At 55.7% G+C, this 12,547-nt stretch carries 10 protein-coding genes; 3 read left to right on the top strand and 7 right to left on the bottom strand.

The window, feature by feature from the left end:
* Positions 1-124 precede the first annotated feature (124 nt).
* Positions 125-478, top strand: coding sequence for a hypothetical protein (locus tag VFO10_RS20440; RefSeq protein WP_325143664.1), 354 nt, complete (start codon positions 125-127; stop codon positions 476-478).
* Between the two features lie 4 nt (positions 479-482).
* On the opposite strand, the gene VFO10_RS20435 is transcribed toward VFO10_RS20440, so the two are convergent.
* Positions 483-917 carry a YcgN family cysteine cluster protein gene (locus VFO10_RS20435; protein WP_325143661.1) on the bottom strand — a complete coding sequence of 145 codons (435 nt, stop codon included), beginning with the start codon at positions 915-917 and terminating at the stop codon, positions 483-485.
* Positions 918-1,058: 141 nt separating this feature from the next.
* Here VFO10_RS20435 and arfB point away from each other — a divergent pair, with 141 nt between their 5' ends.
* On the top strand, positions 1,059-1,475 hold the full coding sequence (arfB, locus tag VFO10_RS20430; protein WP_325143659.1) for an alternative ribosome rescue aminoacyl-tRNA hydrolase ArfB: 417 nt from the start codon (positions 1,059-1,061) through the stop codon (positions 1,473-1,475).
* A gap of 179 nt (positions 1,476-1,654) precedes the next feature.
* A complete protein-coding gene (locus tag VFO10_RS20425) occupies positions 1,655-4,162 on the top strand; it encodes a proprotein convertase P-domain-containing protein (protein WP_325143657.1) in 2,508 nt (835 codons plus the stop codon).
* A 53-nt stretch (positions 4,163-4,215) separates the two neighbouring features.
* Here the strand turns inward: VFO10_RS20425 and VFO10_RS20420 are convergent, their stop codons facing one another.
* From VFO10_RS20420 to VFO10_RS20395, 6 genes are all read right to left on the bottom strand, one after another.
* Complete coding sequence (locus VFO10_RS20420) at positions 4,216-6,330, bottom strand: Hpt domain-containing protein (RefSeq protein WP_325143655.1); 2,115 nt, start codon at positions 6,328-6,330, stop codon at positions 4,216-4,218.
* Between the two features lie 72 nt (positions 6,331-6,402).
* Positions 6,403-6,972 carry a nitroreductase gene (locus VFO10_RS20415; protein WP_325143653.1) on the bottom strand — a complete coding sequence of 190 codons (570 nt, stop codon included), beginning with the start codon at positions 6,970-6,972 and terminating at the stop codon, positions 6,403-6,405.
* A gap of 9 nt (positions 6,973-6,981) precedes the next feature.
* Positions 6,982-7,827: a formate dehydrogenase accessory sulfurtransferase FdhD gene (gene fdhD, locus VFO10_RS20410; RefSeq protein ID WP_325143651.1), complete on the bottom strand. Its 846-nt coding sequence runs from the start codon at positions 7,825-7,827 to the stop codon at positions 6,982-6,984.
* Positions 7,824-10,025, bottom strand: coding sequence for an FdhF/YdeP family oxidoreductase (locus VFO10_RS20405; RefSeq protein WP_325143649.1), 2,202 nt, complete (start codon positions 10,023-10,025; stop codon positions 7,824-7,826). Before VFO10_RS20405 ends, fdhD begins: the two co-directional genes overlap by 4 nt.
* 75 nt (positions 10,026-10,100) lie before the next feature.
* Positions 10,101-11,975, bottom strand: coding sequence for a sensor histidine kinase (locus VFO10_RS20400; protein WP_325143646.1), 1,875 nt, complete (start codon positions 11,973-11,975; stop codon positions 10,101-10,103).
* A 104-nt stretch (positions 11,976-12,079) separates the two neighbouring features.
* Positions 12,080-12,382: a 2Fe-2S iron-sulfur cluster-binding protein gene (locus VFO10_RS20395; protein WP_325143644.1), complete on the bottom strand. Its 303-nt coding sequence runs from the start codon at positions 12,380-12,382 to the stop codon at positions 12,080-12,082.
* Between the last annotated feature and the right edge of the window lie 165 nt (positions 12,383-12,547).

The raw sequence follows: 12,547 nt of genomic DNA, 5'->3' as shown, positions 1-12,547 counted from the left end.
CTGTGCCCAATGGCATTTCCTTAACAGGAAACGCCATTGGGCACAGGCCGGGCTTTCTCTTTTCCTCTGCAATAATCCAGGCCCTAAGGGTTCAAAAAAGAACGCACTTAAGAGGGATGGAACCATGCGAAACATACAGCTCATCTGTCTGCTTGCCACGATACTTCTGACCACGGCTTGCCAGTCCGCGAATAAAAAAAGAGACTTCTATCATTTTGCGAGTGAATACGGCTACTGCCTGGAATGGGTGGATGATGTCGAGGATTCCGAGGAATTACCTCCCGCAGTGAAACGCGGTGCCTGCCCTCAGGAAATGACGATCCAGGGCGGGGTGAAAACCTTCCGCTACGCGAACTGTCCCGACATCTCGGCCCAGGGCAATCCAGAAATGTTTGTCTATTACAGCCGCATGCCGAACGACGACGGAACAACAGCGGATATGACGGAAATTCCCGTTGCTGACATCTGCAAAAAATAGTCGTCTAAAAAATCCAGTCCACCACAAAATCTTCCAGATTCTTCACCCGGGTTTCCGAGACGATCTTATTCCGAACGGAAACCCCCGCTTTATGCACGGTGGCCGGTGAGCCGCTGACCAGAGGATGCCAGCGGGGAAGGTCTTTGCCTTCCGCTAAAAGGCGATAGGCGCAGGTGGAGGGCAGCCAGTGAATCTTCCGCACTTTTTTCGCGTTGAAGACCTGGCAGTCGGGAACGTGTTTCTTCCGATTTTTATAATCACTGCATTGGCAGGTTTTCGCATCAAGCAGTTTGCAGGCGACATTGGTAAAGGATATGGCGCCGGTCTCGTCATCTTCCAATTTATAAAGACAGCATTTGCCGCAGCCATCGCAGAGCGATTCCCACTCCGAACGGCTCATGTCTTCCAGTTCTTTCACTTTCCAAAAAGGCTCGGTCATTTCTTTTCCTTTTCCCATGGGGTGAGGTTCCCATGCTTTACGGGGCCAGGGCAAGTCCCTTCGCGCCGGGCTTGACTTTTGGCATTAGTCTTGCTGTCTTAGCAGCGAGGCCTGACGCCTCAAACCAGGAGAGCCCCCGTCATGCTCGAAGTGAACAGTAAGATCGCGATACCTGACGATGAATTCGACATCAGCTTTGCCCGCAGCTCCGGGCCTGGTGGACAGAATGTCAATAAAACCAACAGTAAGGCTGTCCTGCATTGGGACGTGACCAATAGTCCGTCGCTCCCCTGGGATGTGAAGGCCCGCTTTCTGAAGTCCTTTGCCTCGCGGCTCACAACCGATGGCCTGATCGTGATCGCCAGCGATGAAAGCCGGGCGCAGGAGGCTAATGTCAAAGGCTGCCTGGAAAAGCTGAAAGCCATGATCCTGGCTGTGGCGACGCCGCCGAAGATTCGGAGGCCGACCAAGCCGACCAAATCCTCGCAAAGAGCCCGCGTTGAGAATAAAAAAGCGCGCTCGAATACCAAGAAGACCCGGCAGAAGGTGGATTACTGACCAGCCGCGGCAGAAGAAGATTACTGACCAGCCCCGCCCGCCCCTGACGTCTGACACACCAGGCAAAAGCTTGACTGTCGGACGCTCCAAATTACCCGGCTAAATTCGTCCCTGTGCGGCAACAGAAGCTGCTCCTAGAATAAAAGCAGTAACACACAACTGCAAAACATGGAGCAAGCATGGGTCTGCTATCCACGCCAGGGGCTATTGTTGCCTGGCTCAGTCTAGGTGCGTCCGCCTTTCCATTCACAGCTCTGCAGGCAGAGGAATGGACCCCAAGCTATCACAGGGATTCCAGGCAGACCCTGAAGTATCAGATCTTCCCGCACACGCCCGCAGCCTTCGCCAGCATGGATCCGGTGGCCACGGCCTGGACCTATCTGCGCGCCGAGGCCGCATCCTTTGGTTTGACGCCGGATCTTTACGGTCTGCGCCTGCAAAAGCAGCAGGAAAGTTTAATCGGCTGGCACCTGCGCTTCAGTCAGCTGCAGAATGATGTGCCGATCGAAGGCGCGGAAATCATCATCAGCGTGCGGAAGTCGGATAATCGCATCTATTCCGTTTACAGCACCGTGCAGCCGCGTCCCATGACCTTGACCGTGAACAGCAAACGCCTGGTGCTGGATCATGCCTATGATCGCGCCTGGAATTTCCTGGGCGTTCAGGGCAAACTTTTTGAAGCCCCCGCCGGCAAACTCATTTATATCACCGAGGGTGAACAGCTGCGCGCCGCGTATCGCGTGGAGTTGAGCACCACGGCTCCTTATGGTGCCTGGCTGGTTTACGTCGATGCGGAATCAGGCAAGGTCCTTCGTTACGAAGATCAAAGAATCAGCCATAAACCCTGGGCCGAGACCACGCGGATCCTCGCCAAAGGCCCTGTGGCCAACCGCCGTCAGGCCTTTGCGGAATGGCAGAACTCGCAGGAAAAACTTCGCCAGGAAGCGGCCCCAACGCCCGCGATGGGTGAAGCCCGGGTCTTTGATCCGGATCCCCGCACCAGCCTCATGAGCAATACGCTGCAGGACACCAGCAGCGCCAGCGCCTTCGAAAATGCCTATTTTCAAAGGGAATTGAAGGACATCAGTTTCGATGGAACCGTCTATAAACTCGAAGGCCCCTGGGTGAAAATCCTGGACTGGGATCCGCCGACCGCAGCACCGAGCACGACCACCAATGGCCAGTGGACGGCGACGCGCGGCAACAACGCCTTCAATGATGCGATGACTTATTTTCATATAGATCAGAGCCAACGCTATATGCAATCGCTCGGTTTTGTCGGAGCACGCGGTATCCAGGCCCTGCCGATCGAAGTCGATAGCAATGGTGTGAACGGGGATGATAACTCCTATTTCCAACCAGGCACCAACCGTCTTTCCTTTGGTCACGGCTGCGTGGATGACAATGAAGATGCCGATGTGATTCTGCATGAGTATGGTCATGCGATCCATTTTGGAATCAACTCAAGCTGGAGCGGAGGGGACACCGGCGCTATCGGTGAAGGTTTCGGAGATTACTGGGCCGCGTCCTATAGCTTGAGCACGCCGCAGGGTGCTCAGTTCTTTCCCCATAACATCTATAGCTGGGATGGTCATGGCGAAGGCAGCCCCTGCTGGCCCGGCCGTATCCTGAATGCAACGGCCGCGCGCTTCGATCCTTCCCGTAACTATGCAGCGCATATGCCTATCGATGGCGGGTTCCAATCGGATGAGCTTTGGTCCACGCCGCTTTTCCAATCCCTGGTCGCCCTGCGGGCCTTGGGTGTGCCGCGTGAAGAGGTCGATACCATTATTCTGCAGGCGCAGTTTGGTCTGGGCTCTGATGTGACCATGCGCGACATGGGGCAGGCGATCCTCCTGACTGCGCAGCAGCTCTATCCCAACGGGCCTCATGCTCGCGTCTTCAAGGATAACTTTCTGCGGCATAACATTATCGAAGAGCCCCATGCTGTCCTGAATGCAACTGCCACGCGCATTCAGGATGCCAGCGGTGATGGGATCGTGAATCCAGGCGAAGAAGTGGACCTGAATATCACTGTGAAAAATTCCGGAACACTGGTGGCCACCCGCGTTCAGGGAACGATCAGCAGTCTGGATCAGCTCGCCACGGCTGTGACGCCGAGCAGCGATTATCCTGATCTGGAACCAGGACAGTCATCTGCAAACGCCACGGCTCTTCGAATTCGCGTGAATCCCGATGCGCCCTGCGGCAGTCTTTTGAAACTGCAGCTGACCGTTCAGTATGACGATCAAAGCGTCAGTTTCCCTGTCGAGCTGCGCCTTGGTAAAGCCAAGGGCGTATCCCTCGCGTCCAATCCGAATATCCCGGTTCCGGATGCGGATCCCAAGGGTGCGGTTGACGCCATTGAGGTCAGTGCCAACGGCACCGTATCGGATCAGTTCAAAGTCGGTGTAAAAGTGAAACACTCCTATCGCGGTGATCTGCGCATCACGCTGATCAGCCCTTCGGGCAAAACAGTGATCCTTCATGATCGCACGGGAATTGGCGCGGATGACGTCATCGGAGTCTATCCGACCACGCTGACGCCCAAGGAAGCATTGAGCAAAATTCTCGGCGAGTCTTTGAGCGGCAAATGGCAGCTTCAGGTTTCTGATCTGGCCAGCACCGATGTGGGAACGCTGGAATCCTGGAATATCGAAGATATCACATCGTATCAGTGTCAGTAGTCTTCCTCTTGAAGACGCAGGCGCCTCAGCGTCTGCGTCGAATCCCGCCTGATTTAAATCACAAAATGACTTTCCGGAAGACTGATCGCGATTTCAAATGGAATCTGATCATCACCAGCCCTTTTTCCTTCCAGAACCTTCAGCTCAAGATGAGCCCCTGATTCCTCTGCAAAGAGTTTGATGGCGGACATGCCCACACCCCGCCCTGAAATGTCATTGATGGTCGAGGCGGTGGACAGTCCATCGACAAAGACAAGCTGGCAAAGACTTTCCAAAGGCATGGCGTCGGCATCAAAGCCCATCTCCTTGCCTCGGCTCCGAATAGCGGTGAGCCCGAGTCCCTGGCCGTCGTCGGAAAAATGAATGATCAGCTGGCCCCTGACGATTTCCGCGGTAAACTTCAGGCAGCCTTCTGCAGGCTTGCCCTTGGCCAGACGCATCGCAGGCGCTTCGATGCCATGATCCATGGCATTGCGCAGAAGGTGGGTGAATACGCGCTGCAGGAGGATCTTGCCGCTTTCGCGCAGATAGACCAGCGGCACTCTTTGTTCAAAGATCGGGGGCGCCTTGTCCAGGTCGCGTGCGAGGCGTTGCGCGACTGGATGAAGATCAGCCATGAAGTTCTCAAGCGAGACAAAGATCAAGCCCTTCAGATAGCTTGCGAGTCGCAGGGAATCCTTCTGCCCCAGGATATGCTCCGGGGTCTGTTCCAGGATTTCGATCAGTTCGGCTTTCTCTATCTGCAAATAGGTATCAGTTTCCTTCCATCCCAGGTACTCATGCGCGACTCTCTGATACTGGATCAGAAGGCGCTCCAGATGATCGAGATCGGCGCGAAGCTGCTCACGATCCGAAGGATTCCGCGTGGGATCATTCTTGGCCTTCTGACAGAATTCCTCAAGCTTATGGGCCTTGTCCACAACGTCCTTGAGATGAAGGGAGCGGCATTCCCCTTTGATGGTATGGATGTTCATAAGCAGAACCTTCACGGCGGTTTTATCCAGATCAAAAGCACCCGTGAGAATCTGCTGCGACTCGACCAGCATTCTCCTTGCGCTTTTATAGGTGGCAAGAAAGTGCTCCTTGGGAATCTGCACAAGAGTCGCCAGCAGCTGATAATCGTGGGACATCTTGGTGGCCTTGGCCGCAATCTCGCGCTGCTCCGTTACATCCTTCAAAGACAAAAGGATCTTATCAATCGTGCCGTCGGGTCCTGCCATCGGTTTCCAGTCCAGCTCGACCCTTTTGTGCCTGGCTCCGAATTCATATTCCAGTTCCCGTGGAAAGCAGTCTTCATTCATCTCAAAAGCCAGCTCGGGCTCACCCAGGCTGGCCTCGACAGCGCTCAGAAGCATCTGATAGGAATCGGGTGGGAGCCGGGCGGATTGGAAGACCAGAGGGATCGCCTGCGCACCTCCGAGTTGACTTTTTTCCAGAATATCTTCGAGGGCTTTGGAATACTCGCTGCCGATACGCCCATCTTTCTCGATCGTGAGCACACCGTAACTCAGACTTTTGAAAACGAAGCGCAGCTTATTCAGGTTGGCATCGGCTATGGCGCGCGAAGACTGTGACTGACGATAGGCGTTGCGGATCACCTTATCAAAGAGACTGGTGACGAAGCCCAAGGCCGGAATGATCAGGCCGTGCGCGAGCAGGATGAAAAACTGAAACTCACGGGACTTGAGATCAAAAGGAAAAGAATAGGTCTTCAGAAGACCCAGGATATCGAGGATGTCTATGGACAGGATGCCGACCCAGCTGGTCCCGACTATCAAAAGGCCAAGCGCGCGACCATGGCACAAAAAGGTGGTAATGGAACCAAAGAAAATCCAGCCGAGAATAGGGGAGTACATGCCTCCTGTCACCGTGCCGATGGCGATCAGCGTCAGGCAGCCCCCCAGGTTGGCCCAGACTCCGCCCTGGCCGATGTCCTGGCGCTTGTAAATGACATAAGCGCCATAGGCCGCCGAGCAAAAGCCCCCGAGCACGCAGAGGATGACCCCGGGCCAGTTGGGGAGCCAAAGCGTATAAATAGGGACATAAAGAAGCCAGGCCAATGCATAGACAAGGGCAAAGGACAATGTGATGCGGGCCTGAAGAAATGTTTCATCGTCCTGAAAATTCTGACGCTTAAGACCTAAGCTGGCACGGATCCATCGCGACATTTGTGTTCCCGCCTGGCTGCTGAAGTTTTCATCCAGCTTAGCAAACCCTGCGGGAATCCGCACGCATCCGTTTCACGTAATATGGAGCGCAAACTTCTTCAGGTCGAGGGGGACGCGCGGCGAGCGCTCACGCTCTTTTTCTGTTCCGATATTCACCCAGCCGAGGATTCGCTCATTCTCCCGCAGCTGAAAGAGCTCTTTCATCACCGACCCTTCCTTGAAGCCAAAACTTTTCCAGACCGCTCCGAATCCGAGACTGTTGGCCGCGAGCCCCAGGGCATAGCCGGTGCATGAGGCCGAGGCCATCTGCTCCCACTCTGGAATTTTATCATCCTCTTCGGGACTGAATACGATGACGATCTGCATGGGGGCGGCGAAGGCCTTGGATTTGAGTTTGGCCTGCTTCTTCTCGTCCAGGGAACCCTTGGCTTCCAGGCCGGCGTTGACCATCGCGTCGGCGAATTTCTGCCGGCCTTCACCGGAAACAACAACGAAGCGATAGGGTTTTAATCCGCCGTGATCCGGTACGGTGCCGCCGACCTGAAGAATTCTTTCCAAAGTGCTTCTATCAGGACAAGGCTCAATAAGAACGGACGCGCTGCGCCGCTGAGCCAGGAATTGATAAAAATCCGATGCTGACATAGGGCTTCCTTATGAAGGGTCCGCTGATGATCCTAACAAAAGACGCTCAGCGCCACAGTAAATATTAAAGCTGCTTTCGCGCAAAAAGCCGATCAGGGTCATGCCCATGTCCTGGGCCAGAGCACTGGCAAGGCTGCTGGGGGCTCCGAGCGCAGCGACAAAGGGAATGCCGGCCAGAGCCGCTTTTTGAATCAGTTCAAAGCTGGCGCGACCGCTCAGAAGAAGGATACTGTCGCGCAGAGGGAGAAGGCCCTGCCTGAGAGCATGACCGATGACCTTATCCAAGGCATTATGCCGACCGACATCCTCGCACAGAAAAAGAAGACGTCCGCTTGCATCAAAAAGGGCGCTGGCATGAAGACCGCCGGTGCGACCAAATTCCTTCTGGGCTTCGCGCATGCGCTGGGGGAGCGTGCAAAGAAGGGCAGGGTCCACCGTTTCGGTCATCACGGGTTTCACCGGGCAAAGTTTCTGCACCTGATCCAGACTCGCCTGGCTGCAGACCCCGCACGAGGAATTGGTGAAGACATGCCTTGTCAATTTTTGAACATCAACCCGCGCCTCGTCCTGCAGCCGCACGATCACGCGCTGACGATTGGTATCGAGGCGCTCGTTCAGGCTCTCCACAGATGCGTACGAGGAGATCACCGTCTCTGTGAACAAAAAACCCAGGGCCAGCGCCGTGTCCTCGCCAGGAGTCCGCATGGTGACGGCAATATTCTGCCGATGCCAGTGCTCGCCATCGCAGTGATCAATGATCAGCTCCAGCGGGGCTTCTTCCGCGAGTTGATCCGTGCGGGTTCGAAGCGTCCCGTGGTCCCAGGTCTGGATGGACTGCGAATAGCCTTTTATCATAGGGATTTCGCATTCGTGAGAGCCGGACGCAAAGGGAGCACCTGCACCAGCTCATCACGGAAAGCGGGTATGCCGCATTCAGGATCGAGCTGCCCGCGTTGAATCAGAATATTCGATTCCGGCCAATGAGCAATTACCGTCTGGGGTCGCACGCGACCGGGTTTAACCGCCGCCTCCAGTTCTCCGATCGCGGATTTGACTTTCACCAGATCACCGGCTTTCAGCTGCAGCGCTTTCATATCCACTTCCGACAGAATCACCTCATGACGGCGGGCCGAAGCCAGCGGCTCCAGGTCGCGGAAAGCCATGCTATTGAATTGTTTTCCGCGACGGTTGGTCAGCTGGAACCAACCCTCGGGCACGCGATTCTCTCGCGGCGTGACGGGCACGAAATGAGCCTTGCCATCGGCCGTCGCGAATTTCCCATCCTCGCAGAGCATGGGCCCGCCCCATTGAAACTGATCACCCTTGTTCTGAAGCTTTTGAATGCCTTCGTAGAAAGGCACGGCCTTGGCGATTTCCTCGCGTATGGCGGCCGTTGTATCAAATTGGATTTTATCGGCGCCCTCGGGTTTCACACGCTCGGCGACTTCGATCAGAACGCGCCACTCATCGCGGGCATTGGGAATGCGATGCGCCCCGAGTTCGGGATTGAAGATAACCCGGCGCTCGGTGCTGGTTTCCGTATTGCCGCCCGGCATTTCATAGCGGGTGGTGGCTGGCAGGATGATGACGGCCTCACGCGAGGGCACGAACATCTGCGGATTCAAAACGATATCATGGTGCACGCGAAGACTCAGATTTTCCAAAGCGCTGCGGACATAATAAGGATCGGGCAGGACGCCGAAGAGATTGCTGCCGATGCAGTAGAGCACATCCAGTTCACCCCGAGCCGCCGCATCGATCATCTCGACGATGAAACGCCCTGGCTTTTCGGGAGGGGGAAAACCCCAGAGCCTTTCAAAGCGCTCGCGATTCGCAGCATTCAGGCCGATGCCTCCCGGCAGGGCATTCGGCGTCGCTCCCATCTCACCGCCGCCCTGAACGCCCGAGTGTCCGCGAATCGGCATCAAGCCGGCTCCGGGTTTGCCGATGTTGCCGCGCGCCAGGGCGAGGTTCACAACGCTTCTCACGTTATCGACGCCTTCCTTATGCATGGTCACGCCCATGGACCACACAAAGATTGCGCTTTTGGTCTTTTCATAGAGTTCGGCAAAGCGCTTCATGTGATCGCGCGAACAGCCGGCCGAGGTTTCCAGATATTCCCAGCTCTGTGTGGCGAGGGACGCCTTCAAGTCCTCCCAGCCTTCCGCCTTCTGAATAAAATCCTGATCCACGCTGCCGCGTTCGATCAGATATTTCAAAACCCCATTCATGAATGCAGCGTCACCGCCGACCCGCACTTCAAAGCTCGCATCGGCAATCACGGTGCCGAGCAGCGCGGATTCCGGCACAGAGGGAACCCAGTATTTCTCCATGCCGGGTTCACGGTAGGGATTGATGGTCGCGATCTTGGCCCCATTTTTCTTGGCCACATGCAGATACTTCATGAGCACCGGCTGATTATTCGCGGCATTGCTGCCAACGAAAACCAGAAGATCACTCTTCAGAAGATCCTGATAGCTGAAGGTGGTCGCGCCGTGACCAATCATCTGTTTGAGCGCCACCGTGCTCGGGGCGTGACAGATGCGGGCGGAATTGTCGATATCATTGCTGCCGAGGAAGCGAACCGCTTTCTGCGTCGCGTAATAGGTTTCATTGACCGTGCCGCGGGAGACCAGATAAAAGCCGGTGCGATCCACACCGACGGCCCTTATTTTTTGGCTGATGCGATGCAGCGCCTCGTCCCAGGTCAGGCGACGCAGATGCGTGGCGCCTGGTTCGCGAATCATAGGCTCGGCGATTCGCCCAAGCGAGCGCAGCTCCTTTTCATTCAGACGCTGCAGATCCGCGATGGCGGGAAGTTCGGCAAAGTTAAGCCCCGGCATGGTATTGAGCCGCAAAAGGTTCAGGCGTATCCAGCAGAGATGAATTCCCGGTATGGTCCAGTCCTTGACGCCCGAGGTGCCGAGCGCACAACCATCGCAGACTCCATCGGTCAGGAGTTTCATGGCGTACCCCAGATTATCCCGGTTTTCCCAGGCTGTCACACCCATTTCGACGAAGGAACTGAAGCGACGATCGAATTGCTTTTTCATGAACCTGACCTTGTAAAGGGAGCCGATGCTTGCGCCCAGGCTAAACCAAATGGCCGCCGGAGTTCAAGTCCCTTGTCAGGCTGCACGCTGGGCGGGATTCTGGCCCTGGCCCAGTTCGATGACAAAGCAGGTGTGAGGCTGGTTCTGATCCACGTAGATGCGGCCACCCTGTCTTTCGATCAGGCTTTTGGAAATGGAGAGGCCAAGGCCCGTGCCTTTGCCGATTTCCTTGGTGGTATAGAAGGGATCAAAGATACGCTGCAGAATCGTCGGCGGAATGCCGGTTCCGCAGTCGAAGATTCGTATGCGGACGCAGTCAGCCCGATCCTCGACCCGAATTTCCACCCATGGCTCGTCCTCATGCTCAATCGCATCATAGGCATTATTCAGAAGGTTGATCAGAACCTGGCAGATCTGACCCGCATTGCAGCGAAGGGTGACATCGGGTTCCGGCAGCTTCACGCGCAGGGCGACGCCTTGATGAGAGAAGCGCGATTCGCAAAGGCTCAGGGCATCGCGAATCAATGCACCGAGCGTGACCTCATGGCATTCATCATCCGTGACAACGCGCGAAAGATTTTGCAGGCCGCTGATGATTTTCCGGATGCGATCGGTGGCCTTCTGGATGCGTTCATGAAAGGCCAGCGCCCGCGTCTCGTTCATTTGCCCCTGGCGAATCGCGGTCGCGAGGTTTTCCGCATAGCCGCTGATAATCATGAGAGGGTTGTTGATTTCGTGCGCGATGCCGCCAGCCATTTCTCCGAGCGAAGCCATCTTTGCTGTTTGTATCAGAGTCTGCTGCTGCTCGATCACCGTGCGTGTGCGTTCCTCGACCTTCTGCTCCAAAACGGAATTGGCCTCTTTCAGCTGGGCGAGCAGCTCAGCCCGCAGGCGCGAGATCTTGCTGCCCACGGCCGAGGACAGAACGAGAATCTGAAAATTAAGGGCGAACAGCTGGGCGTTCTCCGACCACATGTTACGCTCGACCCATCCATACTGCAGCCCGATGTAAACGGCGAGCGCTCCGATGTAGCCACTCATTCCCAGCAGATAGTTCTGGGCCAGGGGATAGCGGCGCTTACAGGCCGTGACTCCGAAGATCATGCAAAGCAGAAGGCTCAGGATCATGTTGAAGTCGATGAGATACTGGACGGTGCGGGACAGATTGCACGCGAGCAGAATGCCGACGATCACATTGGACAGTTTGCCCGCCACGAACAGATGGTCGAACAGCGGCGCTCTGTGCTTCATATCGAAGAACGAACGCGTGAAGTTGAGCGCGCAGGCCATGCTGATCGCCGCCAGGCAGGAAAACCAGGCGTTCACGGACGGCGGCAGGCCCAAAGCCACCCAACCGCCTGTGGCTCCGAAGGTCGCGATGATCAGCGTGAAGGCATAGATCGAAAAGTTGGCCAGATCCAGATCGCGGACCGAAAGATAAAGGATGACGTTATAGATCAAAAGACCGGCGGCAAACCCGGCCAGCATAAAGGCAAAGGAAAAGGAATTGAAAGGGTGGACCTCAGGTGCCAGCACGGGCCTTTCCAGTCCGAAGGAAAGCACGGTCATGTCCGGCATGAATATTTTCAGAAGAATGCGAACGGTCGTGCCCGCCTGCGCCTGGATCGGCAGCAGAGGATGACGATGCCGCAGCTCGTGAACATCAAGTGGCTGTAAGGTCCCAGCCTCGATGCGCCAGGCTTCGAGTTCCGAAATCAAAGGGTTTTCAATATGCAGGATTTGAGTGGGCTCATCATCCGTGAGCGCATGCATTTCAAGAAGGAACCAATGCGTGCTGTCGCTATACGAAGTCGTGATCTTTTCAAAAGGCCGAGCTTCGCGCAGAAGATCACGCTGAGCCGCTTCCGGTGTCAGGGTTCGCGACGGGTCTTCCCGATAAAGAATGCGGTCCACGACCAGCGTTTGCCCCCAAAGGGACGCTGAGGTCATGAAAAACATCAACAATATCAATACATTGGGCAAAGGGCATCCTTTGTGGAAATCGAACACCCTTTGCTATCGGCTATATGGAAGAAGTTTTGAGTATTGCGCACTTAGGTATAGTCATCAATTTCCAGGGTCAAGGGACCAAAGGCCCGGCATTGGCAAGCGAGGCGTTCATTGGGTGCCGCCTGCATGGCCTTTAGAAAATCAGCCTCGGCCAGAGTCGGTGCGGAAAGATTGTCTGCACCTTCCTGAACGCGCACGATGCAGATCCCGCAGTCGGCCTTGCGGCAGTCGAATTCCAGCCACTCGCAGTCCTTTCCCAAGGCCTGCAAACCGAGCCCATGACGCAAAGGGACGACCTTGGTGTGACCCTTGTGGTGAATGACGATGGGATGCGTTTCAACGGCCATAGAAAACTCCGCAGGAATTCATTTGCCATCTCTCTAACACGCAAAGGGAAAAAAGTCATCGAGCTTGTCGCAGGGGATGACGTTGTCAAAAGCCTGGACAGGGGATGTGCAACATCCATGGTGATTGCTGGCGACCGCAAGGGTGCGGCCGGTCTTCTTAATCAC

Source organism: Oligoflexus sp. (genome assembly GCF_035712445.1).
Lineage (GTDB): Bacteria > Bdellovibrionota_B > Oligoflexia > Oligoflexales > Oligoflexaceae > Oligoflexus.
Note: the sequence above shows the minus strand (reverse complement) of the source record. Positions and strands in the feature narration are given on the sequence as shown.

Coding starts and splice junctions, on each gene's coding strand:
- VFO10_RS20435 (WP_325143661.1), bottom strand. CDS start 917: ATGACCGAGCCTTTTTGGAAAGTGAAAGAACTGGAAGACATGAGCCGT.
- VFO10_RS20420 (WP_325143655.1), bottom strand. CDS start 6,330: ATGTCGCGATGGATCCGTGCCAGCTTAGGTCTTAAGCGTCAGAATTTT.
- fdhD (WP_325143651.1), bottom strand. CDS start 7,827: ATGATAAAAGGCTATTCGCAGTCCATCCAGACCTGGGACCACGGGACG.
- VFO10_RS20425 (WP_325143657.1), top strand. CDS start 1,655: ATGGGTCTGCTATCCACGCCAGGGGCTATTGTTGCCTGGCTCAGTCTA.
- VFO10_RS20395 (WP_325143644.1), bottom strand. CDS start 12,382: ATGGCCGTTGAAACGCATCCCATCGTCATTCACCACAAGGGTCACACC.
- VFO10_RS20400 (WP_325143646.1), bottom strand. CDS start 11,975: ATGACCTCAGCGTCCCTTTGGGGGCAAACGCTGGTCGTGGACCGCATT.
- arfB (WP_325143659.1), top strand. CDS start 1,059: ATGCTCGAAGTGAACAGTAAGATCGCGATACCTGACGATGAATTCGAC.
- VFO10_RS20440 (WP_325143664.1), top strand. CDS start 125: ATGCGAAACATACAGCTCATCTGTCTGCTTGCCACGATACTTCTGACC.
- VFO10_RS20405 (WP_325143649.1), bottom strand. CDS start 10,025: ATGAAAAAGCAATTCGATCGTCGCTTCAGTTCCTTCGTCGAAATGGGT.
- VFO10_RS20415 (WP_325143653.1), bottom strand. CDS start 6,972: ATGTCAGCATCGGATTTTTATCAATTCCTGGCTCAGCGGCGCAGCGCG.